Origin of the sequence: Mycobacterium sp. GA-0227b, from assembly GCF_001499855.1 — a bacterium.
In the GTDB taxonomy this organism is placed as follows: Bacteria; Actinomycetota; Actinomycetes; order Mycobacteriales; family Mycobacteriaceae; genus Mycobacterium.
The window spans coordinates 56,202-79,997 of sequence record NZ_LQIK01000008.1; the positions used below are offsets into that span (position 1 = coordinate 56,202).

The 23,796-nt window shown below is 67.0% G+C and carries 23 protein-coding genes and 1 pseudogene; 3 read left to right on the forward strand and 21 right to left on the reverse strand.

Annotated features, from left to right (window positions below; genetic code table 11):
- Positions 1-2: 2 nt before the first annotated feature.
- The 3 genes from AU185_RS08840 to AU185_RS08850 are packed head-to-tail and all read right to left on the reverse strand — an operon-like array spanning position 3 to position 2,558.
- A complete protein-coding gene (locus AU185_RS08840) occupies positions 3-590 on the reverse strand; it encodes a TetR/AcrR family transcriptional regulator (protein ID WP_059101170.1) in 588 nt (195 codons plus the stop codon).
- Between the two features lie 9 nt (positions 591-599).
- Complete coding sequence (locus tag AU185_RS08845; RefSeq protein WP_059101169.1) at positions 600-1,550, reverse strand: oxygenase MpaB family protein; 951 nt, start codon at positions 1,548-1,550, stop codon at positions 600-602.
- A 42-nt stretch (positions 1,551-1,592) separates the two neighbouring features.
- Entirely contained in the window at positions 1,593-2,558 is a 966-nt protein-coding gene (locus AU185_RS08850) for an o-succinylbenzoate synthase (RefSeq protein ID WP_059101168.1), read from the reverse strand.
- 79 nt (positions 2,559-2,637) lie between these two features.
- Here AU185_RS08850 and AU185_RS08855 point away from each other — a divergent pair, with 79 nt between their 5' ends.
- Positions 2,638-3,120, forward strand: a complete 483-nt coding sequence (locus AU185_RS08855) for a TspO/MBR family protein (protein WP_059101480.1) — start codon at positions 2,638-2,640, stop codon at positions 3,118-3,120.
- A 40-nt stretch (positions 3,121-3,160) separates the two neighbouring features.
- On the opposite strand, the gene AU185_RS08860 is transcribed toward AU185_RS08855, so the two are convergent.
- Complete coding sequence (locus tag AU185_RS08860; protein WP_059101167.1) at positions 3,161-3,733, reverse strand: TetR family transcriptional regulator; 573 nt, start codon at positions 3,731-3,733, stop codon at positions 3,161-3,163.
- 101 nt (positions 3,734-3,834) lie between these two features.
- Here AU185_RS08860 and AU185_RS08865 point away from each other — a divergent pair, with 101 nt between their 5' ends.
- Positions 3,835-4,782 (forward strand): SDR family oxidoreductase, encoded by a 948-nt coding sequence (locus AU185_RS08865; RefSeq protein WP_059101166.1) that lies wholly within the window; start codon positions 3,835-3,837, stop codon positions 4,780-4,782.
- A 56-nt stretch (positions 4,783-4,838) separates the two neighbouring features.
- On the opposite strand, the gene AU185_RS08870 is transcribed toward AU185_RS08865, so the two are convergent.
- Genes AU185_RS08870 through AU185_RS08885 form a run of 4 tightly spaced genes read right to left on the reverse strand, consistent with a single transcriptional unit; the run spans position 4,839 to position 10,896 of the window.
- Positions 4,839-6,404 carry a long-chain-fatty-acid--CoA ligase gene (locus AU185_RS08870; RefSeq protein ID WP_059101165.1) on the reverse strand — a complete coding sequence of 522 codons (1,566 nt, stop codon included), beginning with the start codon at positions 6,402-6,404 and terminating at the stop codon, positions 4,839-4,841.
- 30 nt (positions 6,405-6,434) lie between these two features.
- Positions 6,435-7,739, reverse strand: a complete 1,305-nt coding sequence (locus AU185_RS08875) for a YhgE/Pip domain-containing protein (RefSeq protein ID WP_082683801.1) — start codon at positions 7,737-7,739, stop codon at positions 6,435-6,437.
- Positions 7,736-9,295 (reverse strand): MFS transporter, encoded by a 1,560-nt coding sequence (locus AU185_RS08880; RefSeq protein WP_231740405.1) that lies wholly within the window; start codon positions 9,293-9,295, stop codon positions 7,736-7,738. Before AU185_RS08880 ends, AU185_RS08875 begins: the two co-directional genes overlap by 4 nt.
- On the reverse strand, positions 9,292-10,896 hold the full coding sequence (locus tag AU185_RS08885; protein WP_059101164.1) for an amidohydrolase: 1,605 nt from the start codon (positions 10,894-10,896) through the stop codon (positions 9,292-9,294). Before AU185_RS08885 ends, AU185_RS08880 begins: the two co-directional genes overlap by 4 nt.
- Before the next feature lie 138 nt (positions 10,897-11,034).
- On the opposite strand from AU185_RS08885, the gene AU185_RS08890 reads away from it, so the two are divergent.
- Complete coding sequence (locus tag AU185_RS08890) at positions 11,035-11,499, forward strand: YciI family protein (protein WP_059101163.1); 465 nt, start codon at positions 11,035-11,037, stop codon at positions 11,497-11,499.
- Between the two features lie 80 nt (positions 11,500-11,579).
- On the opposite strand, the gene AU185_RS08895 is transcribed toward AU185_RS08890, so the two are convergent.
- From AU185_RS08895 to AU185_RS08955, 13 genes and pseudogenes are all read right to left on the reverse strand, one after another.
- Positions 11,580-12,047 (reverse strand): hypothetical protein, encoded by a 468-nt coding sequence (locus AU185_RS08895; protein ID WP_059101162.1) that lies wholly within the window; start codon positions 12,045-12,047, stop codon positions 11,580-11,582.
- An 87-nt stretch (positions 12,048-12,134) separates the two neighbouring features.
- A complete protein-coding gene (locus tag AU185_RS25075) occupies positions 12,135-12,881 on the reverse strand; it encodes a hypothetical protein (RefSeq protein WP_156425451.1) in 747 nt (248 codons plus the stop codon).
- A gap of 199 nt (positions 12,882-13,080) precedes the next feature.
- Positions 13,081-13,332 (reverse strand): DUF3253 domain-containing protein, encoded by a 252-nt coding sequence (locus AU185_RS08905; protein WP_059099461.1) that lies wholly within the window; start codon positions 13,330-13,332, stop codon positions 13,081-13,083.
- Between the two features lie 75 nt (positions 13,333-13,407).
- Positions 13,408-13,980 carry a hypothetical protein gene (locus AU185_RS08910; protein ID WP_059099462.1) on the reverse strand — a complete coding sequence of 191 codons (573 nt, stop codon included), beginning with the start codon at positions 13,978-13,980 and terminating at the stop codon, positions 13,408-13,410.
- 2 nt (positions 13,981-13,982) lie between these two features.
- A complete protein-coding gene (locus AU185_RS08915; RefSeq protein WP_059099463.1) occupies positions 13,983-14,786 on the reverse strand; it encodes a mannan-binding family protein in 804 nt (267 codons plus the stop codon).
- Between the two features lie 2 nt (positions 14,787-14,788).
- Positions 14,789-15,469, reverse strand: a complete 681-nt coding sequence (locus tag AU185_RS08920) for an Rv1363c family protein (RefSeq protein WP_059099509.1) — start codon at positions 15,467-15,469, stop codon at positions 14,789-14,791.
- Between the two features lie 9 nt (positions 15,470-15,478).
- A pseudogene (locus tag AU185_RS08925) lies at positions 15,479-16,728 on the reverse strand (MlaD family protein).
- Complete coding sequence (locus tag AU185_RS08930; protein ID WP_059099464.1) at positions 16,725-18,065, reverse strand: MCE family protein; 1,341 nt, start codon at positions 18,063-18,065, stop codon at positions 16,725-16,727. Before AU185_RS08930 ends, AU185_RS08925 begins: the two are co-directional and overlap by 4 nt.
- Positions 18,062-19,183: an MCE family protein gene (locus AU185_RS08935; protein WP_059099465.1), complete on the reverse strand. Its 1,122-nt coding sequence runs from the start codon at positions 19,181-19,183 to the stop codon at positions 18,062-18,064. Before AU185_RS08935 ends, AU185_RS08930 begins: the two co-directional genes overlap by 4 nt.
- A complete protein-coding gene (locus AU185_RS08940; RefSeq protein ID WP_059099466.1) occupies positions 19,180-20,250 on the reverse strand; it encodes an MCE family protein in 1,071 nt (356 codons plus the stop codon). The genes AU185_RS08935 and AU185_RS08940 overlap by 4 nt, the downstream gene beginning before the upstream one ends.
- Positions 20,243-21,298 (reverse strand): MCE family protein, encoded by a 1,056-nt coding sequence (locus AU185_RS08945; protein WP_059099467.1) that lies wholly within the window; start codon positions 21,296-21,298, stop codon positions 20,243-20,245. Before AU185_RS08945 ends, AU185_RS08940 begins: the two co-directional genes overlap by 8 nt.
- Positions 21,295-22,941, reverse strand: coding sequence for an MlaD family protein (locus AU185_RS08950; protein ID WP_059099468.1), 1,647 nt, complete (start codon positions 22,939-22,941; stop codon positions 21,295-21,297). Before AU185_RS08950 ends, AU185_RS08945 begins: the two co-directional genes overlap by 4 nt.
- Positions 22,942-23,796, reverse strand: a complete 855-nt coding sequence (locus AU185_RS08955; protein ID WP_059099469.1) for an ABC transporter permease — start codon at positions 23,794-23,796, stop codon at positions 22,942-22,944. It abuts the gene before it with no gap.

The window sequence follows — 23,796 nt, forward strand, 5'->3', positions numbered from 1 at the left end:
GCTCACCACACCAGCGGCGCCAGGTGCTTCTGAGCGTAGGCGCGCACGGCGTCGTCGTCGGTGACATCGAGTACCGGTGTGCGCACCTGCGCGAGCGAGCCCGCGAGGCGGATGTGCAGTTCGCTGACGGCCAGCAGGTCGTCGTCGGGCATCCTCGCACCGGCCGCACGCAGCGCCTTGGCCATGGCCGCCGACGCGCTCTCGAGGAATTCCTCGGCCTCGTCGAACATCCCCGACATCGCGGTCAGGTCGCCGTCGAGTTGCAGGAACCGGCGCATGATCGGCTCGCCGGTGAGCAGCCGCAGGCCTTCGCAGAACGCCGCGACGGCGGCTTCCTTGGCACCCGACTCGATGCCGACGGTCTGCAGCCGCGCCATCGCGAAATCGAATGTCTGCCTGCCGAGTTCGGTGATCAACGCGTCGCGGCTGGGGAACCGGCGGTAGAGCGTGCTGCGGCTGACGCCGGCCTGCCGCGCGATGACGTCCATGCTGGCCCGGCCCACACCGACCAGCGCGACCTCTTCGGCGGCGGCCTTGAGGATCGCCGCCTCCTGCTCGGTGCGGCTGGCGTTGTTGCGGAGGCGTCGCATCGTTGCAGACTAAACCGGGCAGCCGGGCGGCGGCGCGAACGAATCGAGGGCGACCGAGCGGTGCAGCCGGACCAGCTTCTCGTACTCCAACCGGTTGCGCGCCAATGGGATCAACAACAGCCTGTCGGGCAGCACCCGCCAAGCCAGCTGCAGCACCCGGGTGTAGAGCTCGAACTCGCGGTCGTGCCGTGCCGTCCATTGGAAGCCGGTGAGCTCGCGGATACCCGGATGAAGGATGCCGAACGAACACACCTTCACCACGCGGCCGGCGATCGGCCGCAGCAGCAGCCACGGCGGCGTCAACGCAAGTCGCAGCGGCGGCGGCAGCAGCAAGGTCGGCAGCGGAAGCCGCGTCAGGTTGTCGGTGACGCGGCGCAGGAACGGGTTTGAGGCGAGCTCCGTTTCCACCATGGCGTCGTAGTAGCGGACGGCGTCGGCGTACGTCGCGGGCAACTTCGCGTTCTTGCCGGGCAGCTCCAACGACCGGAACGCATCGAGCAGCTGCTGGTAGGCGGCGTCCTTCTCGGCGTCCGACAGCGTGATCCCGGTGCACGGCGTGAACGAGTTGAGCACCACGAACATCCCGCTCACCGCGATCCAATTCCACAGCTTCGGATCCAGCGCGCTGTAGCGCACACCGGAAAAGGCGCCGCTGCCACGTCCGCGTACGTCGCGATGCAGCTGTTTGAGCCGGTCCGATTCGGCGACCCGGTCGGCGGGGTCGCCCCATATCGCGAGAAACGCCGAAAAGCCGCTGCGGACACCGCGATCGGCGAAGTTGGCTTCGAAGCGCCCAGTTTTGTCGACCGCCGCGGCGACCGGCACCAGCGCCACCTCGTCGTAGGCCGCCGCCCCAAAGAACCCGCCGAGCGTGCTGCCGGAGTGCTTACGGAATTCGGCCATCACCTTGGGGCGGACCTCGCCACGCTGGATCGGCGATGCTTCGACGGTTTCGGACATGGCGCCTCCAGACTGGGTTGACACACAGAGTAGCGATTTGTGTCAACGTGTCAACGGATGGCAGGCACTCACCCGCTCGATCCACCACTGCCGGCGCTCGGGCGGGGCGGCCAACGCCTGCAGCCGTGCCGGATCCGGCAGCACCGGTGCGACCGGCAAGTAGCCGCCGTCCGGCCTGACCGGCTCGGCGACGTCCTCGACGAACAATCCGCCGGTCCCCAGTCCGCAGGCGTGTCGCAGCTCCGGCAGTGCGGCGGCGGCGAGCAACCCGCGGCCGATGCCGACCGCGGAGTCCAGCGCGCTGGACACCACGATCGGGATGTCGATCTGCGTCGCGATGTCGAGCAACCTGCGCACCCCGCCGAGCGGGGCGACTTTGAGCACCGCGACATCGGCCGCCTTGGCCCGCACGACGTACAGCGGGTCGTCGGCCTTGCGGATGCTCTCGTCGGCGGCGATCGGCACGTCGACCCTCCTACGCAATTCGGCGAGTTCGGCGACCGTCGCGCAGGGCTGTTCGAGATACTCCAGCGGGCCGTCGGCGGTCAGCGCGGCGGCCGCTTCCACGGCCTCGGCGACCTCCCACCGCGCGTTGGCGTCGACCCGAACCGTGGGAACCAGCGCGCGCACGCCGTTGACCCGCGCGACGTCGTCGGCCAACGACTGACCGGGTTCGGCGACCTTCACCTTCGCGGTGCGCGCACCGGGGAAGCGAGCCAGCACCTCGGGCACGTCAGCGGCGTCGACAGCCGGGACGGTCGCGTTGATCGGGATGCGGCTTCGGTGCGCTGCGGGCGCTGGTTCGTAGGCTGCTTCGAGGGCCGCGGCCAACCAGTGCGCGGCTTCAGGCGGCTCGTATTCGAGGAACGCGCCGAACTCGCCCCAGCCTGCCGGTCCGTCGATCAGCGCCACCTCGCGAACGGTGATGCCGCGGAAGCGAACTCGCATCGGCAGCGCCACGACGTGCAGGCGGTCGAGGATGTCGTCGAGATCCGGCACGCCCACCATACTGCCGCGTCGAGGCCGATGTTTGAACCAAACCGGCCCCGGGCATGCTTAAGAAACTTAAATGAATGCGAGGAGCGACGTGCGAATTCGAACCCTGATCCCGTCCGGTCTGGCCGTCACGGCGACGGCGGTCATCGGTGGGCTGGCGAGCCGGTCCGCGCAATCCGCGTGGTACGCGAACCTGCGCAAGCCGCCGTATCAGCCTCCGCGCCAAGCGTTTCCGATTGTCTGGCCGGCGCTGTACGCCGACATCGCGGTGGTGTCGGCCTCGACGCTCGACGAGTTGGACCGCCGCGGGCAGTCCGACCAACGACGCCGCTACCTCGCGGCGCTGGTGACCAACCTGGTGCTCAACGGGAGCTGGTCCTGGCTGTTCTTCAACCAGCACCGCTTGGCAACGTCCGCGGTGGCGGCCGGTGCGCTGACGGTCAGCAGCGCCGACCTCACGCGTCGAGCGATGGCCGTACAGGGCGGGCGTGCCACCCCGCTTGCGCTGTACCCGCTGTGGTGCGCATTCGCCACCGCGCTCTCGACGCACATCTGGTGGTTGAACCGGCGGTGATCGGTTCCCGGCCGGCACCGGGCGGCATCTGGCCCATCGATCAGCGGCGACCGCGGCGGCCGACGGCCTTCAGTTCGTCAAGGCACTCATCGATGACGGTTGACAGCTCCCGGTCCTCACCATCGGTGAGCCAGCGCTCGAAAGCGACCTTGAACACCGCGATTGCCGCTTCGGCGGTCAGGCTGGCGGCGGGTTCACCAACTCCGCGGCGGCGCAGGGCATCCGACGTCGCCGCGGCGAGTCGAGCCATCTTGATCAGCTCGCGCTCCTGCAACGACGGGTTCGCGGCGATGATCTGTCGGCGCGTGCGGTCGTGTTCGCGTCGCCCGCGAATGAGTTCGGCGAAGGCACGCAGGCCGTCTGCGACGGCGTCGATCGGCGGGACCGATTCGCCCGCTTCCGCCACCGCACGGGTGACCAACTCTTCGAGCGCACCGTCGCCGCGGAACAACACCTCGCGCTTGTCGGCGAAATAGCGGAAGAACGTTCGCTCCGTCAGGCCGGCCCGCTGTGCTATCTCGGTGACCGTCGTCCGGTCGAAGCCGCGCTCGCTGTAGAGCTGCAGCGCGGCGTCCTCGAGGCGACCGCGCGCATTGGGCTCCCATCGGCTCATGGCAGAGATCCTAGGTGATGACAGTTCCTGTCATCAGTAGTACAGTGATGTCAGTAACTGCCATCACCGTGGTCGGACGTCGAGCGCACGGAAGGAAACCCATGCCACGCAGAAGCTTCGACATCACGATTCCCGACCTGTCCGGCAGACGTGCCGTCGTCACCGGTGCGAGCGACGGCATGGGTCTGGGCATCGCCACTCGACTTGCCGCGGCGAGCGCGGAAGTCCTGATGCCGGTGCGCAATCCACGCAAGGGCGAGACCGCACTGGCCACCATTCGTCAGCAGGTGCCCGATGCGGACGTGTCGCTGCGCGCACTGGACCTTTCGTCGCTGCGCTCCGTCGCCGCGCTCGGCAAGACCCTGCTGGACGAGGGCAAGCCGATTCACATCCTCATCAACAACGCCGGGGTGATGACGCCGCCCGATCGGCAGACCACCGCGGACGGCTTCGAGTTGCAGTTCGGCACCAACCACCTCGGCCACTTCGCCCTGGTCGCCCACCTCCTGCCGCTGCTACGTGCCGGGCGGGCGCGCGTGACCTCGCAGATCAGCGTTGCGGCGAACCGCAACGCGATCAACTGGAACGACCTGAACTGGGAGCGGTCCTACAACGGTATGCGCGCCTACAGCCAGTCGAAGATCGCGTTCGGTCTCTTCGGTCTGGAACTGGACCGGCGCAGCGAGGCCGGCGGCTGGGGCATCACCAGCAACCTGTCCCACCCTGGAGTCGCCCCGACTAACCTGCTCGCCGCCCGCCCCGAGGTCGGACGCGACACCGACACCCTGGGCGTGCGTGCGATCCGCGCCCTGTCCGCCCGCGGCATCCTCGTCGGGACCGTGCAGAGCGCGCAGCTTCCCGCCCTCTACGCCGCCACCGCCCCCGACGCCACGGGCCGTGGGTTCTACGGGCCCCGCGGACTCGGGCATCTCGGCGGCCCTCCCGGTGAGCAGAAGCTCTACAGCCGACTGCGCAGCACCGATGACGCCCAACGCATCTGGCGTATCTCTGAAGAACTCGTCGACTGCACCGTTAGACGCCGATTGTGAAACTGGCGACGCTTTGAGCCGCTACAGCGTCGCCGGATTCACAATCGGGCGTTGAATTACACCGTCGCGCGGTCGCGGCCGTCCCAGTACGGCTTGCGCAGCTCCTTCTTGAGGACCTTGCCGGTCGGATTGCGCGGCAGCTCGTCGGTGATGTCGACGGTCTTCGGGCACTTGTAGGCCGCGAGCCGCTCACGGCACCAGGCGATGATCTCCTCGGGGGTGGCCTCACCCTCAAGCGAGACAACGGCTTTGACCACCTCACCCCACTTCTCGTCGGGCACCCCGATGACCGCGACGTCGGCCACCGCCGGATGCTCGGCAACGACGCGTTCGACCTCGATCGAGTAGATGTTCTCCCCGCCGGAGATGATCATGTCCTTGAGCCGGTCCTCGACGAAGATGTAGCCGTCCTGGTCGATCCGACCGATGTCGCCGGTGCGGAACCAACCGTCGCTGGTGATCGCCTCCGCCGTCGCATCGGGCTTGTTGTGGTAGCCCTTCATCAGTTGCGGTGTCCGGAACCACAATTCACCTTGCTCACCCGTGGCCACGTCTTCCATCGTTTCCGGGTCCACCACGCGCACCTCCGCGCCGGGTATCACCCGCCCCGCGCTGACCATCCGCTCTTCGATCCCCGAGCGGTGGTCCTCGGGCAGCAACTGGCTGATCACGCCGCACACCTCGGTCAGCCCGTACACCTGGATGAAATCGGTGTTGGGCCAGGCTTCCAACGCCGCCCGCAGCAGCGGCAGCGGCATCGGCGACGCGCCGTAGACGTAGGTCTTCAACGACCCGAACAGCTTCACCGCGTCCTCGCCCGATTCCAGCACCTTCGCCAGCACCGCGGGCACCAGGAAGGTGCGGTTCGCGCCCTTGAGGATCGCGCCCGCCAGCGACATCCCGTCGACCTCGCGGGTCATCACGGTCGGCACGCCGTCGTGAATTCCGAACTGCACGTAAGAGGATCCGCCGACGTGGAACAGCGGCATCGACACCATGCTCTTGTCGCCCTCGTCGAAACCCCACCCGTTGTGGGCGTTGATGGTGTGCGCGATCAGGTTGGCGTGCGTCAGCTGCACACCCTTGGGACGTCCGGTCGTCCCCGACGAGTACATGACGATGACGACGTCGTCGGGCTGCACCTCGTCGCCGTGACCGACTGGTTTCGCCGCGGCGAGCATCGCCTCGTACTCGTCACCGTCACCACCTTCGGGCGTGACCTCGACGATCTGCTCTACGTTCGCCAACTTGTCGCGGATCTTCTCGATCGACGGCTTGAACTCGGTCCCGACGATCAGCAGCTTGGCGCCGGAGTCGTTGATCACGTAGTCGAGTTCGTCGGCGGCCAGCCGGAAGTTGATGATTGCGTTGGCCGCTCCCAGCGATGCGGCCGCGAGCGTCAGCTCGACACACGCCGGATGGTTCTTGTCCAGGAACGCCACCACGTCGCCGCGGCCGACGCCCCGCTCCTTCAGCGCACCGGCGAGCCGGCGCACCCGGTCGTTCCACTCGGCCCATGTCCACGTGCGGTCGAGGAAGGTCATCGCCTCGGCGTCGGGTTTGGTTTCGGCCCAGTGTGCGAGCCGTTCGTCGAGGAAGCGCGGGACAGGCAGGTCAGACATGTATCGAGCCTGCCATGACAAGGCCCGGGGTCAGTCGGGATTGGCCGAGATCGGGGCCTGCGCATCGGCCGGGGCGTGTTCGCGGCGCAGGCCGCGGCGGTCGTAGAAGCGGGTGACGACGGCGCCGACGACGAGGCCGATCGCCAGCCCGATCGTCGACATGACAATGGCGTGGGTGAGGCCGGCGTCCGCGCGTCCGTCGAAGTACAGCAGGGCACGGGCGCCGAGGAACACCTGGTGCATGGGCTCGAACCTCGCGAGCCAACCGAAGAACGAGGGGGCCGCCTCGAGAGGGATGGTCGCGCCGTTCGACGGCAGGCCGAGCATCACGAAGATGAACAGGTTCACCAGCAGGCCCATCGAGCCAAGCGCGGCGATCAGAGAGGTCGCGGTGATTCCCACCGCGGTGATCGTGAAGGCGCCGTACGCCCACAACGTCCACACGTTGGGCACCGGCATGCCCAGCGCGGCGCCGATCGCGATGTAGATCGCGGAGGTGAGCACGGCGAGGATGACCATGAACAACCACTTCACCAGCAGCGTGCGGAACCGGGAGATCTTGACCTGCTCCGCGAGCCGGTACACCGGGCCCAGCTCGGCGGGCACGAAGCCGAGCATCGAATCGACCAGCGAGCTGACGATGATGCTGCCGGTGAATCCGGCAAGTAGCAGCAGGAGCGCGTAGTAGAAGGCGGACAGCCCGTTGCCGGTGCCGTTGGGCAGCGGGTCGGCGTCGCTGACCTGAACGTCGATCGGGTTTGCCAGTAGCAGCGACGCCGCTGCGGGCAGCGGCCCGGCGGCCTCGCGCGTCACCCGTGCCGACAGCTGTTCGCCCACCCTGGCGTTGATTTCACGGACGGCCTTGCCCAACGCCTCCCCCGCGATGCTCGCGCCGAGTGTGGAGGCGCGGGGGTTGAGCGAGATCGTGACGACCGGCCTGCTCAGCTGCCCGGGCCGCAGGGCGCCCTGTCCGAACTGCTCGAGCTTGGCCGAGAAGTCCTGCGGTATCTGGACCGCCCCGTAGATTTCCGCGGTGCCCAACTGCCGCTCGGCCTCGTCGGCCGTGAGCACGCGCACGTCGAACTGTTCGGGGTCGAGCCCGGAGGTGAGGCCGTCGGCGATCTGCTTTCCGGCGGGTCCGGCATCGGCGTTGACGACCGCGACCGGGAAGTGCCGCAGATTCGTCGTCGGGTTGAGGATGCCGGCGAGGTAGAGCGCGGCCAGCGCCGAGAACACCGTCAGCGCAACGACGATCGGCGAGAGCCAGAATCGCGGGGTGCGCAGCGTGGCGTAGGGATTGGGCGCGACGTGGCGTGGGGTGCGGACATGTGTCATCGGAGCTCCTCCTCGGTTGTGCGACTCGGTCGAAGCAGCGCCAGGGCCAGCACGATGGCGGCGATCGGCACCGCGGACATCATGAGGCTGAGGGTGTGGATGGCGTCGAGCATGCTCGCGGAGGCACCCTCGACGACTTCCCGAGCACGTTGTGGGTCAACGATATTGGCGCCGCCGGTCGACGCGACGGAGGCGCCGTGGGCGACGCGCAGCGCCTCGCGCGCCTCATCGACGGTGAGGCCGGACCCGGCGAGCCTGCGCATGGCGTCGTGCGCGAACAGCGTGGTGCCGATCAGCGCGAACAACGCCGGCCCCAACGAGTATCCGGCTTGCCCGACCGCTGATTTCACCGCCGACACCGAGCCTCCGAGGTCGGGCGGCGCGGCCGACATCATGATCGTCGACTGCGGCGTCTGCACCACCGCGCCACCGATCGCGTTCAGCGCCACCGCGATGAAGAACACGATCAGCGATGTGTGCTCGTCGACGACGGTCAGCAGCAGAAGCGCCGCAAGAAGCAGCAGCAGGCCGCTCACGAGAACCGCACGGTCGCCGTACTTTTCGGCGGCTCGCCCTGAACCGGTCGCCGCCAGTGCCTGCAGCACCGTCGCCGGCACCAGGAGCATACCCAGCAACGCCGGAGACTCGCCACGTACGGTGACCAGATAGAAGGCGAACAGGATCGTCGACCCGCCGGTCAAGAAGTTGAACGTCGTTCCCGCAATGACCGCGGCGTTGAACCGGCCGGAGCGGAATATCCGCAAGTCCAGCGCCGGGTCGGGGGTCCGGTTCTCCCGCATCACGAACGCCGCGCCGGCGACGACACCCACGAGGATGGAAACGAGCGCATCGCTGTGCAGCCCGCCCTGCAATCGCGAGATGCCGTACACCAGTGCGAGCAGCGAGGTGGCGACCAGGACCAGGCCGGCGACATCGAGTCGGCGTGGCGCGCGGGGCGTTTCGGGCACGAAACGCAGATGAATGCCCAGCGCGACGAGCGCCGCGACCGGCGCTACCAGAAATCCTGTGCGCCAACTGATATGCTCGGCCAGCAGGCTGCCCACCGCAGGCATCGGCGTCGTCAGCGCGAAGCCCGCGCCGAGGTACAACGCGATCGCCGCCGCGCGGCGCTCCGGCGGAAAGACCGCGTTGATGATGGCCAGCGACAAGCCCAGCAGGAACGCGAACGCCACGCCGCTGCCGGCTCGGGCGGCGATCAGCACCGCGCTGTTCGGCGCCGCGGCGGCGAGCACACCGAACACAATCGTGCCGAGCAACCCGAGGGTGAACATCCGGCGCATGCCGTAGAGGTCGCCGAGCGCACCCGCACCCAACACCGCGGCGGCCAACGTGAGGGTGGCCAGGCTGGCCACGAAGCTCGCCGTACTCGGCGACAGGTGCAGGCCCGCCCGGACCTCGGAGATGTTGGCCGACAGGATCGTCGGGTCGGCGGCGGTGATGCTGTAGCCCAGGCCCATCGCCGAGACCGTCATCGTCGCCGCGAGCCCCGTCACCACGGGCAGGTCGCCGTCGGTGTCGGCGGCCGGCCGGGTCATTCGCCGTGAACCTGCTTGCCCGCCAGGAAGGTCGCCCGCACCTCGAGGTCGGCGATCTGCTCCGGCGGCACCGCGCGCGGATCGGCCGACAGCACCACCATGTCGGCGTACTTGCCGACCTCCAGCGAGCCGATCACGTCGTCGGAGAACAGTTGATATGCGGCGTCGAGCGTCTGCGCGCGGATGGCCTGTTCGACGGAGATCCGCTGCTCGGGACCGATCACCCGACCGCTGGGCGCGGTGCGGGTGGCCGCGACGCTGATGTTGCGCAGCGGCTCTTCCGGGGTGACCGGCGGATCGTTGTGCAGCGAGATGCGCATCCCGGTCGCGACCGCGGATCCGCAAGGCATCCAGCGGGTTCCGTGCTCGGCGCCGAACAGGCCGTCGACGATGATGTCGCCCCAGTAGTGGATCTGGTCGACGAAGATGGAGCACGTCACGCCGAGGTCGTGAGCGCGCTGAAGCTGCTCGTCGCGGATCGCGCCGACATGCTCGAGCCGCAGTCGGTGATCGTCGCGCGGCCAGCGCCGCAGCGCGTCCTCGTACACGTCGAGGATGGTGTCGACCCCGGCGTCGCCCTGCACGTGGCAGGCCATCGGCCAGCCCTTCGGGAAGTAGGCGTGCACGATCTCGGTCAGCTGCTCGCGGGTGTAATTGGCGTGCCCGCACGAGCCCGGCGCGACACCGATCGTGCGGACGGCGTCGGTGTCGAGATACGGGAACGACAGGTCGATGTTGCCGATCCACGGTGACCCGTCGACCCAGATCTTGATCCCGGTCTGCCGGAACAGATCGTCGCCGTTGCCCGGCGACATGTCGGTGGCCATCTGGGCGTTGGAGATCTCGTAGACCCGTAGTCGCACCGTCAGGTCGCCGCGCAGCTGCTCGATCACCGGCCGGAACACCGGATCGAACGCCATCTCCGAACACGTCGTCAACCCGGCCTGGTTGAGCCGGCGCAGTTCGGCGTGCAGCATCTCCGGGTAGTCGCTGGGGTTGATGACGCCGGCCAGCAGGCCGAACACGGCGCCGGTCTCTTCCGCGGTGCCGTCGAGATCGCCGTTGGCGTCGCGGCCGTAGCGCGCGCCCTTCGGGTCGGGGGTGTCGCGGTTGAGCCCGAGCTTGCGCGCGGCGGCGCTGTTGAAGTACGCCTTGTGTCCGGAGTTGTGCACGATCACCAGCGGCGTCTCGGGCGCCTGCTCGTCGAGCCAGGCCAGCGTCGGCTCCGGCAGGCCCGGCTGCAGCAGCGGATCCCAGCCGTTGAGAAACGCACCGTCGCTCCCCCGGGCGGCGACCTCGCGCCGGATCGCGTCGACGACCGCCGACGCGTCGCGCAGCGTGACCGGCCGGATGTCCACCATCCGCTCGGAGAGCACGACGGCCTCCATCAGCGGATGCCCGTGCGCCTCCACCAGCCCGGGCATCACGCAGCCATCTCCGATGTCCAGCGTGCGAGTGTCGGGGCCGATCCATGTGTCGATATCGCCGCGGTCCCCGACCGCCACGATGCGGCCGTCGGCCACGGCGAGCGCCTCGGCGGTCGGCTGTCGGTCGTCGACGGTGAGCACGGTTCCACGAATGACCAGGTCAGCGCTCGCCATTGGGTCATCCTCTCAGTCGGGGTAAAAATTCTTCGGAAAAATCTGGGCGCCGTGTCGATTGCACAGGGGTGCCGTTCGACGTAGTTGCGAGGGCACGATGAACGAGCCCGTCACCCACCGAAGAAGGAGACGAGAACGATGGCGCGTTACATGCTGATCATGCGGTCCACCCCCGAGGCCGAAGCCGCGATGGCCGAGATGGAGATCGACTTCGACCAGATCATCGAGGAGATGGGTCGCTTCAACGAGGAGCTCATCAAGGCCGGCGTGATGTTGGCCGGCGAGGGTCTGACGGGACCCGAGGAGGGGTTCGTCGTCGATTTCAACTCCGACCCGCCGGTCGTCACCGACGGGCCCTACACCGAGGCCAAGGAGCTGTTCAACGGGTTCTGGATCCTCGACGTGTCGTCGAAGGAAGAGGCCAAGCAGTGGGCGCAGAAGATTCCGCTGGGCAAGGGTGTCAAGGTCGAGGTGCGGCGAGTCTCGGAGACGAGCGAATTCCCGCAGGACAACCCGTGGATCAAAAAGGAGATCCGATGGAAGGCCGAGCTCGCCGAGAAGATCGCGGCGCAGGCCCGCGCGGAGGCCGACCGGCTCAGCTGAGCGTTCGCGCCTAAATGGTGCGGACGTCAGGTGTTCCGACAGAGCGGCGCTGCCTTCGAGGCAGCGCTGCTTTGTCATGCCTACGCGACCTTCTCCAAGGTGAAGTCGCTTTGGTAGGTGGCCCCGGCCGGATCTCCACACTCCGCGGCGGCCTGGGTGTTCACGGCGGTGCCGCTCAACGTTGCCGCGTCGATTGAAAAGGCAACTGTGCCAGGGACAGTCACATGGTCACCGGGCGGCTTGCACCGAACCGCCTGGGCGTACTGGACGGTCATGTCCCAGCGCCCGTTGTTCAGCATTGCGCGTCCGCCATACGGCGTGACCCTCGGGTCGGTGACGGGTGTGACGGCTACGTCGGCGCACCCCGGACCACACGGCGTGATCACCCATGTGTTGACCTTGCCGGTATCGGATCGATAGTGGTAGGTACCGCTCAGCGCGGCCGCTGAACCCTGCGGAGGCCCGCCGGCCCAGGCAGCGCCGGCCGATCCGATCGCCACGCCGGCAGCGACGATGAACACTGCAGACAGCTCGCGCGTGATGGTCATGCCGTTCCTCTCTTTGACGAAAAGCTCAGGCAGCCTTCTCCAGTGAGCTCCAGATGACGCTGCCGCGGGGCGCGTTGGGGGGTCGAATCAGACGTGTCCGGGCATCCCTCCCATGCCGCCGACGTGGCCCATGCCGCCCATACCGCCGATGTGGCCCATTCCGCCCATACCGCCGATACCACCCATGCCGCCGATACCACCGATATGGCCCATTCCGCCCATGCCGTCGTTGATCCCGCCGAGACCGCCCATACCGGTCGGTGCCATCGCGGGCGGTGCGATCGGCGGCGGTGCGATCGGCGCGATCGGCGCGATTGGATCCATCGGTGGCGGTGCGATCGGATCCATCGGGGGCGGCGCGATCGGCGCCAATGGCGGCGGTGCGATCGGCGGCGCCGGCGGTGGCGCCAGTGGCGGCGGTGCGACCGGCGGTGCCGGTGGTGGCGGCGGCGGCGTCGGCAGCCCGTACGGGCCGCCGGCACATATCGGGTTGGCAGGCTGGCTGATGCATGCGGGATCTGCCGGGCCGGTAGGCGGCCCCGTCATGGGTGACGGAGGCGGAGGTGGCCCCGGCGGAGGCGGAGGCGCATACGGGCCGCCCTGGCACACGGGGTACGTCGGCATCGCCGCACATCGGGGATCATCGGGGCTCGTCGGAGGTCCAGGCGGCGGGCCGGGAGGCTGCAGCGGCGCCGGCGCAAGGGATAGTCCTGCGAGGGCTGGCATTCCACTCGCCGGCACGGCGGCGCCCATCGCGGCAATGACGATGAGCGCCCCGGCCACCGCACCTTTCGCCACGATGTCGCGGACTTCGGAGACTTTGGGCCAACTCATCTTTCGCTCCTCAGCGCGGCACCCGATGGCGCGTCATCCAAAATTATTGACGCTGAAGCATATTCGCCCATACCTACTCCCCGACGAGTCGAACTGCTCGAACGCTAACCCATCGAGCTTGCCCCGGCAGCGATTCGGGAGAACTTTGCCGACACCGGGCTCAGTGGCCGGCCTGACTGCTACGCGACCGGCGGCGTACTCACGTCGCGCGGATCCGGATGGGACCCCGCCACGTCGCGTCCGGATCGACCACCTCGCCCTTCTGGGTGATCTCGACCTCGCCCCGGCGCGCCAGGTCCCTGGCGACGTCGCGGGCGTCGTTCATGAGGTCGCGCCAGTCCTTACCACCGACTGAGCGGGCGGCGTCGGACGGGCAGATCGTCTTGTCCGGGCCGCGTTCCCGGGCGAGGCGCAAAATGACGCTGCGGAGGCGCTCGATATCGCCGGACATGGCGCCTCCCGACTTCCTTGTTGGCACAAGACTGCTGGTGCGATCTTATCGAGGGGTACGGCGAGACACCCGGTTTCACGCCCCAGCGCACACTCCGGAGTCGCGGATCGCCCGGCCATAGACGTTGGCCGTTGCGATGTTCGCGTTGATCTGTCCTGACGGCAGCCGGCGCTTGATCTTGTCGCTGATCTGGGTGAACTGGTACCGGAGCCGGTAGATCGAATCCCCGTGGAAGAGCGGCGAATACTCGCTCTGATCCGGGTAGTTGACGATGAACAGCGTGTGCGCGCGGGGATCGAGGAAGGCCGCGGACTGGTCGAGGTTGGCGGCGACCACATCACCGGCTTCCGTCACGCCCGGTGTCGACCAGTCGTCGCCCTTGTCGCCGAGGAAGTCCTGAAAGCCGTACACCTGGGTCATGAGTTCGTCGTACTGGGCGTTGAACCACTGGCACGAGTCACGTTGTGCCGTAATCTGCTCCGGCGTGACCCGCACCTGCCAAAGGTTGTACGGGAATACGGTGTAGTCGGGCGACCAATTCGACGGGTACGGAACGAACACCGGCAACGTCGGGGCGGCGGGTTCGGCCCGGCTCACCGGTGCGAACACCAGCAGCCCTGTCAGTAGCACGGCGAATGTTCGAAACATCGCTATGCACCGCCGAATTCGGGGCGCAGGACGGGCGCCAACGCCGCGAGTGGGATATGGGCTTGCACAGTGCCGCCGTCCATCGCCCACTGCATGCGGCCGATCGTGTAGTCCAACGGGGTGTCGCGGCCGACCGGATAGTCGGGCATGTAGAGGATCAGCTCATCCGGTGTGAGCGCCCAGGCCCGGTACCCGCCGGAGTACACCTTGTCCGGGGTCCAGCGGTCCGGGGTGAACGGATAGGTGCCGGGCTGGTGCGGCGGCGGTGCGGTGTCGAGTGCGGCGACGATGAACGGCGCACCCAGGCGTGGGATTTCGGCCCGGTGGTCGACGTCCGGTTTGAACAGGTCGGCCAGTTGCAGCTGCCGTCCGCCGGCGAAGGTGAAGGTGCGGTAGGCGTCGCTGACGATGGGCGCGTTCGGATGTGCGAGGGCGTCGGTACCGACCGTGCCCGAATACATCTCGTGGAACACGGCAGTCATCGCGCCGCCATGCTGGAAGATCTCGAAGTGCTGCTCGCCGAAGCTGTCCTGGACCATCATTTTGGCGGCGGTGCGCCAGTTGTTCATCAGGTTGGTCAGGTACTCCCGGATGACGGGGTTTTCCACCAGGTCGCCGGGCAACGCCATCTTGATGTTGCGGACCGCTTCGCGCTCCGAGATCACCGACGTGCTGCAGAACTGTCCGTCCCACTGACCGCCGAGCTCATCGCAGAACGAGGGGGCCGACGCCGACACGGGTGGCGCGGTGGCGATTACCAGCGCAGTCACCACCGCCATCGCGCTGCCCAGATTCCGCGGGCGCATGATTACGGCAGCTCGACTTTGCTTGCGCGCCAACGGCCGTCGACGTACTCCATGGTCATCTTGATCCGGCTGCGATCGATGCGCGGATCCGGGACGCTGGCGTTTTGCACCGCCTGGTCGACGAACAGCAACACCACCGCCTTGTCCTTGGTGGCGGATTGCACTGCCGACTCCAGCACCACTCCGTGCGCGGAGGCCTTGTTGTCGATCAACAACTGGCGCAGCTCGGTGCTGGACTGCGAGTACATGTCCTTGAACTCGCCGGTCGCGCCGTCGAGCACGGCCGCGAAGTTCTCGTCGACCTTGTTCGAGTCGATGCTGGTAAGCACTTGCGCGTACTCGACAGCCGCCTGCTGCGCGGCATTGCCGGCTCGTTCCACCTGCCGCTGCTGCCACAGCTGCCAGCCCAGAAAGCCGGAGCCGGCCAGCACCCCGACAACCAGGATGGCCAGTGCGGCGAGTCGGATGCGGCGGGGCCAGTTCGCCTCGCTCTCCGTGCCGGAGGCCGGGTCGTCGGGTGTCTGGTCGTCACCGCCCGATGCGCTTTCAGGCCCGTCGGATCCGTCCGCCTCGTCGGGCGCCGGGTCCGGCGTTGTATCAGGCGTTGCCTCAGTTGTGTCGCTGTCACCGTCGGGCTTCTTGTCGGTGTCGTCGTTGGTAAGGGAGTCGCTGGTAATTGACATCTTCATCTCCTAGCGCGGTGGCTCGATCGGCAGGGTGGGCCCGCCGTAGGGGGTGGGAATGGTGAACCGGCCCTTCGGGGTCGGATCCGTCTGCCGGCCGAGATCGGCACCGGGCGGGGGCCCGCGGTGTCGTCGCCGGCCGGCCGTGGCGCGTTCTTGGCTCCGCGGACCAGCATCCCGGGGTGATCGTCGCGGCAGTAGGTGTACATGAACGGTTCCGGGTAGTCCGCATTCGACGGTGGCAGGCGCGGCGTTCCGTAGTCGCAGTGATACCGCGGGTAGATGTCGCCGGTGGCCCACAGCCCGTTGTCGTGCATCGCGGTGCCCAGCGCGTCGAGCAGCGAGGTGCGATAGTCCGGAAACAGTGCATTGAGTGCCGGCACCCGCAGGTACAGCAGCCGGGAGACAGTCGTCAGGTTGCCCAGTAGTTGCACCATGGTGTCGGAGTTGTCGATGAACAGGTTGTCGACTGCGGTCAGCGCATCCGGACCCTGGTTGGTGAGCCGGCGATAGCCTTCGCGCATCTTGTTGATGCCGACAAAGCTGTGCTCCAGATTGTCTGAGGCGACGGCGATTCCGGCGTTCTTGTCGGCGGCCAACGTGAGCACCACCCGGCTGGTCCGCAGCAGGCTGCTGGTCTCCGGCAACACCGAGTCCATCGTGGACAGCAGGAACGTGCCGCCTTCGACGATGTCCTCCAGCTTCTGCGGGCCGGCCTCCGACAGGCTCAGCTCTCGCCGGATCAGCTCGAGTTTCTCGGTATCGGTCTGCGCCAACGCCCCGTCTGCGTCGGCCAGCAGCTCGGCCAGGCTGACGGACACCGTGGCCCTGCCCTGGCCGATGACGGCGCCGTCGGCCAGGAACGGACCTTGGTCGGACTCCGGCACGAAGTCGATGTACTGCTCACCGGCCGGCGAGAGGCCCGACACCCGGACATCGCTGGACTCCGGGATCTTCATCGTCGATTTGACGTTGACCACCGCGTTCACCCCGGCCGGGGTGATGTCGAGCCGGTCCACCCGGCCGATCGGCACGCCACGCATCGTGACGTCCTGATTGGGCAGCAGGCCGGCCGACTCGGGCAGTTGGACGGTGAGTTGATACTGCGAGGCGAACGGGTTCACCCGCAATGCACCGAGCAGCAGGTAGCCGGTCGCCACCACCAGAACCATGACCAACCCAGCCGCCGAAAGCCAGGCGCGGCGGCGGTGGCCGAACCGGACGAGTTCGACCAGCCGGTCGGCAGTGCTCGAGATCATTGTGGTGCCTCCGCCGGCAGCGGCGCGGGTGCGGGCGGCGGGGCGGGCGCGGGTGGCTGCGGTGGCCCCGCCACCGGCCCGAGTGCCGGCAGTGGAATATCGGTTGCCGGTGGCGCGACGGGCAGCGGTGCCGGCGGAGTCGGTGGGCCGGGCGGTGGCCCCGCAACCTCCAATTGCCCCGGCTCGGTCGGGCTGGGGATCACCGGGACCTGCGGCACGCCGGGGCCCTTACCGACGATCTTCTCCTGCAGCCGGAACAGCGTGTACTTGAACGAGCCCACAAGGTGAAACCAGTTGTGCCACTTGGGTCCGTGGAACCCCGGGTCTCCGGCGAAGCCGATATCGGGTATGTGTCCCAGGATCAACCGGTCGATGCTCGCGTTCACCGCGAGCGCATTGCCGGTCGTCCCTTTGACGAATGGGGGCATCAGCCGGTTGAGCGCATAGAGCGTCGCGTCGGGGGTGAGCACAACGTCGTTCCACGCGCCGGCGACGGTGTTGGCATCGGCGATGACGCTTCGGCCGCTGGTGTCGGTGCCGGCGATCGACGGGAACTTGCGCGCCTGGTCGGACACGTCACCGATCTGCTCGACGAGGTCGGCGATCTGGGTGGTGTGCGCCGCCAGCGTGTCGGTGGCCGGTCGGGCTTCGGCCATCACTTCGCTGATGGTCTGGTTCTTGGCTTCAATCGCCTCGACGAGCCGGGAGGTTTCGGTGATCGCGTTCGAGATCTGCCCGGACCGGGCGTTGAGCGTGCCCAAGGTGTCGTTGGTCTTGCGGATGAGGTTGCCGAACGCCTCGCCCTGATCGCCGGTCGCCTTGCCCAGTCCGTTGATGATGTTGGTGAAGTTGCGCACCGCACCGCCGTTCACCAACACCGCCGCCGAACTGAGCACCGATTCCACCGTCGCGGCCGCTGTCGTGTGGTCCAACGGGATCGTGTCGCCATCGGACAGCAGCGGCGCATTCGGATCGGCGGGAGACGGCGGCTTGATCGCGACGAAAATATCGCCAAGCGGTGTCGCGGACCGTAATTCGGCGGTGCTGCCCCGAGGCAACTGCACTCCGTCCATGATGCGCAAGGTGGTCACCGCCGTGTAGTTACGCGCCTCCATCGACTCCATCTGGCCGACATCGGCACCGGCCAGCTTCACCTTGGCGTTGGCGGGCAGGTTCAGCGCGTTGGAGAACACCGCCGTCAGCCGATAGCCGCCGGACCCGACGCCGGGCGCCGGTAGCGGAAGGCTGGCCAAACCGCCGGTGCCACAGCCGGAAAGGGCCAGGCACGCCGCCGTCACGAGCGCTATCGGCCACGGCCTGCGGATCGCGGTCGTCATTTCTGTCCCATCGCCGCGAGTCCGTCCAGCATGTGCGTCAGCCCGAAGTCCGGCCCGAAGTCCTGCAACGTCCCGGTGCTACAGCCCAGTTGCCGCAGCCCCATCACGTTGCACACCTCTTTGATGAACTGGTTGTCGAACAACACCCGGTCGGTGAGCACCTTGACCCGTAAGGCGCCGTTCTTCTGGTCGACGATGTTGTACAGGTTGTCCAGTGTCATCGGCGCGACGTCGAGGAATTCCTTGAGATCGCGTTCGTGATCGACAGCGGTGTTCAGCACGATGTCGCCGTTGGCGACGAGGTCCTTGATGGCATCGCGATGAATTTCGAGCACCTCACGGGTGTTGGTCAGAACCTCGTTGATCTTCTTGCCGGTGGTACCGCTGCCGAGGTTCTCGTCGGCCAGGATCTGACTGAGCGCCCGCACCGACGAGCCGAATTCCCGCAGCGTCTCGTCATTCCTGGCCGCCGCCTCCGACAACGAACTCAAGTTCCGGACGATGGTGGTCAGCTGATCCCTGGTCACCGTGCCCCGATCGGCGCTGAGCCGCAGGGCATTCGACAGCTCGCCGAGCGCGTCCTTCATCTGCTGGCCGTTGCCGTCGGCGATCGCGGCGCTGGCGTTGACCACATCGGCGATCGGGCCGTTACCCTTCCCGTCGCCCTTCAGCGAAACCGATAGCTTGTCGAGAACGTCGAGCACTCGGGCGAATTCGACCGGAGTCTGGGTGCGATTCAGCCCGATGGTTGCGTGATTCTGCAGGATGGGACCGCTGCCCGAGTAGGGCGGCGTCAGTTCGATCTGCCGGTCGGTCAGAATCGAGTTGGAGATCGTCACCGCCTGGGCGTCCGCGGGAACCTTGACATCCTTGTCCACGGTGAAACGGACCTCGACGTAGCCGCCCTTGGGGGTGATCTTGGTGACCTCGCCGACCGGCATACCGAGCACCGCGACGGTGTTTCCCTCGTATAGACCGGCGGCGCTGTCGAATTGGGCCGTCACAGTCATGGTGTCGAGCTGGTCCTTGGTGTAGATCACAGCGACGGTGGCCAACGCCAGACCGACGACCAGTGCGATCGCACCGGCAACCAGCAGCTTGGTCTTGGTGATCCTCATTTGCAGTCCTGGAAGTACTCGATCATGGAAAATTGCTTGGCGCGGCCGCTGATGGCGCACATCCACGAGTCGACCAGCAGGCCGTTGGTGGCGTTGAACCCAGCGGCATTGCCGCTGCCGGTGGCGTTGGCCAAGCCACGCAGCGCGATTGGCCCGGACTGCAGGATGCTGCGCAGGAAGCCATCGCCGTCGCGGGCGAGCAAAGTGGACAGCTCACGCAGATTGCGCAGCAGTTCCTCGAGTTCCGGCCGGTCCTCGATGACGACGCCGCTCAAAGTCTCGACGAGGTTGGTGAGCGCATCCATCATCGCGTGGAATGTGGCACGCGAGGCGACGAACTCACCGAGCAACGAGTTGCCCTGATTCACCAGGCTACCGATGGTCGACTGCTGACGACGTAGCGTATTGCTGACCACCTCAGTGGTTTTCAGCAGTTCGCCCAGTTGGTCGCGACGCTCGGCGATGATCGTCGACAGCGTGTGGGTGTTCTCCAAGGCCTGCGGCACCACCGGCGGCAACGTCTTCATCTGCTCGCCCAGGACGGACAGCGTCTCGGCGAACTTGTCCGAGTCGACCTGCTCGTAGGTTCTGGTGACGTCGGCCAGTGCTTCCTGCAGATCGTAGGGAACCTCGGTGTGGGTCAGGTCGAAGGTGTCGTTCGGTAACGAGCCCGCACCATCGGGAAACAGGGCCAGATACCGCGAGCCCAGGATTGTCGTGATCTTGATCGACGCCCGCGAATCCTCACCCAGCACCACGTCATTGCGCACCTTGAGCTTGGCCTCGACGTAGTCGCCGGCGAGTTTCATGCTCAATACCTCGCCCACCGGGATTCCGGCAACGGTGACCGGGTTACCGACTTGCAAGGCGGCGGCCTGCAGGAAGTGTGCGGTGTACTGCCGGTAGCCGAAGTTGGCCACCTTGAACAACAGCAGTGTTCCGACGAGCAACGAAACCACCAGGACGGCAACGACACCCATCCAGGTCTTGTTGCGGTTCTCCAGTGGGCGGCGGCGCTTTTTCGTTGGGTCCGCCGTCGTTTGATCCGCCTTCGTTTGATCAGCCATTGGCCATGTTCCTGCACTTCGGGGTGTAACGCGCCTTGTTGCCCGGGGTGGCGGCGTCCACGATGATCGGCACCACGTCGTTGAGGCCGGGGAAAAATCCTTGGATGTTCAGGTCGCATGCGTAGGCGTTGGCGAAGGAGCCTTCGCTGGTGATGCGCGCGAAGCCCTTCAGCAGCAACGGGAGGTTGGCGCCGGTGAACGCCAGCTGGTTCTCCAGGCCGACCATGTGCGCCGCGAATCCCGGTTCGCGGGTGACCATTTCCTTCAGTGACGGGTACACCTCGTCGGAGATCGTCGACAATTGCCGCACCACCTTCGCGATCGAACTCATCGACTCCACCAATTCGGGGCGTCGCGCGTCGAAGGTCGACACCACCGTGCGGGCTTCGCCGATGATGTGGTCGAGGTCGTCGTTATGCCGGGCGAGGTTGGCCACCACGACGTTCAGGTCAGTGATCACCTCACCGAGTTGCTCGTCCTGACCGGCGAACGACTCGGTGAGCCGGCCGGTCTGGTCCACCAGGGCGGTGATGGACCCCTTGTCGCCCTGCAGCGATTGGATGACTCCCTTGGTCAGGTTGTCGGCGTGCTTGGGGTCGAGCACACTGAACAGCGGCTCGTAGCCGTTGAGCAGCCGGCCGACATCGAACGACGGATCGGTGCGCTCGACGGGGATGACGCTGCCGGGCTTCAGCGGTCCCGGGTCACCGAGATTGCCCAGCGACAGACCGAGATATCGCTGGCCGACGATGTTCTGGTAAGTGACCGAGGCGACGGTGGTGCCGAGCACCTGCTGGTCGTCCTGCACCACGAACGACACTTTGGCGAGATCGCCGGCCAGCTCGATCTTTTCCACCCGGCCGACGCGGACGCCGGCCATCCGGACGTCATCACCCTCCCGCAGGCCGAACACGTCGGTGATCATCGCCGCGTAGGGCACGGTCCGGCCGACGACGTCTCGACGCAGCGTGACGTACACCAGCCAGGTCAGCGTCACGGCGACCACCATGAACAGCGACAGGCCGATCAGTGCGCCGCGGTACCTCATCGGGCCTCCTGGTCAAGCGAGACGGTCGTGCCGCGGGCCACCGGTCCGAGCAGCAGCTGCGTCGCCGTGGTGGCCGGTTGGCCGGTGATGACGGAGAGTTGGTTGCGTTCCTGTTGGCTACCAACGGGTCCCACGTTCCCGCCGAAGGCCGCCGGCTGAGCCGGCAATCCAGCAGGAGCCGGCTGAGCCGGCAATCCAGCAGGAGCCGGTGCAGCCTCGGCGGGCTGGGGACCGGCGGGCGGCGGCGGATCCCACGGTTTGGGCGCGACCGGTGCCGGCGGGGACTGGTTCACTGCCGGCGGCGGCGTGGGTTCTAGCGCCGGGTTGGCCGATCCGGGTACCGGTGGCGACGGCGAAACTCCCGGTGGCAGCGGCGGATTCGGATCGGCCAGGTTGGGATACGGGTTCACCAGCGGCGGTCCGACGGCGACCAGGTTGCCGTTCTCCCCCAGGACCGTGCCGGGCGGGGGCGCCAAATCCTTCGGCGGCTGGAAGTTCTGTGGCAACAACGTGTCCGGCAACGGCGGCCGGACCGGTACCAACGGCGCGGTGTAACAGCTCGGGCCCTTGAGTTCGCCGTACTGCGGGCAGTCGGCGCGGGTATAGGTGTAGGTCGGCGTGAACGACAGGTTCACCCGCATGTTGCCGATGTCGCGATCGTGCATCCACACCTCGTCGAAGAACTTGTCGGACAGCTGATTCAGCTTGACGAAGGCCGGCACCCAGTGGCGCGAGGTATCGGCCAGGTTGCCGACCACCGGAGTCAGCTCCGAGGTGATCTTGACCATCCGGTCGGTGTGGTTGTTCAGCGCGGTATGCGTGGTGTTCATGGTGTGGACGCCACCGCTGACCAGCGCGTCGAGCTGGGCCCGCTGCTCGACCAGGACCTGCATCGGTCGCACCGCCTTCTGCAGCGCGTCGAACAACTCAGGTGTGGTCTGCTGCAGTCCCACGGCCGCATCGGTGAGCGCCGACACCGTCGTCGAGTCCGGCTCGGTGGCCACGATCGCATCGACTTCATTGATGAGCCGGTCCAATTGCGCGCCGGCGGCGAGCAGTTGGGTACGGCGATCCTCGGTGGCCTCGTTGACCGCGGCGAGGATGCCGATGGTTTTGTCCTCGCGACCCCGCCCAGTCGCGGCCAGGATGTCGCGCAGCTTGCTGATCGTGGTCTGGAACAACACCGTCGGTAGCTCGGTGTCCTCCGGAATGTGCGCACCCGCCTGAATCGGCGATCCAGGCTTCCCGCCGTTGGGCGGCCCGCCGGGGTCGACGAGTTGCACCGAGGACACCGCGAACACGTTGCTGGGCACCACCCGGGCCGTCACGTTGTTCGGAATCGACGGTGCGTATTCGGGTTTGAGGTTGATGTGGACGAAGTTCGGATTTCCGTGCGCGGCCGGGGTGACACTGTGGACGGTACCGACCAAGACGCCGTGGTACTTCACGTCGGAGCGTTGCGGCAGTCCGTCGCCGACGTTGACGAGGTTCGCGACCACGCGCACGAAGGGATCCAGGCGTCCTGTCGCCTTCACCAAAAGGGTCGTCGTAACCAACGCTGCCACAAGAACAACGACGATCCCCGCACCGATCAACTGGCGGTCGGTTGGGCCGCGCCCGTCCAGGTCAAAGGAATTCGCCACCTACCCCCCAAACCTCGCGCCGGCGTCTACGTTCCACAGCGCCATGGTGAGCAGCATGTTGACGATGATCACCACGGTGATACTGGCCCGCATGGCGTGTCCGGCCGCAACCCCGACGCCCTCGGGACCACCGCTGGCATAGAAGCCGTAGTAGCACTGGATCGTCGTGGCGATCCAGACGAAGACGATCGCCTTGAGCAGCGAGTACAAGATGTCTTGACCCGACAGCATCAGCGTGAAGTAGTGCAGATACGAGCCGGTCGCACCACCGCTGATGACTTGCACGACAACCTGTGTCGTCAGATAGCTGACCGCCAGGCAGACGACGTAGAGCGGAATGACCGCGATCACCGAGGCCATCAACCGGGTGGTCACCAGATAGGGGATGGGACGGATTGCCAGTGAATCCAAGGCATCGATTTCTTCGGAGATTCGCATGGATCCCAGCTGCGCGGTGAATCGGCAGCCGGCCTGCGTGGCGAACGCCAACGACAACGCGATCGGGGCGAGTTCGCGGGTGTTCACCAGCGACGAGATGATTCCCGTCGCGGGGCCCAAGCCCAGCAGGTCGAGGAAGTTGTACCCTTCGATGCCGACGAGCGCACCCACGGTGACGCCGAGAACGATCGCCACCCCCGCGGTCCCGCCGCCCACCACCAAAGAGCCGTTGCCCCAGGCGATGTCGGACAGCAGTCGGATGAACTCTTTGCGATAGTGCCGTAGCGCGACGGGGACCGCGACGACCGCGCGGACGAAGAACACCAGCATGTGGCCGAGCTGCCCGATCGGCGGCATGACCTTCTCGTAGAGGCGGACGAAGGGCGCGAGCAGCGGCGGTACGAACGTCGACGCCAT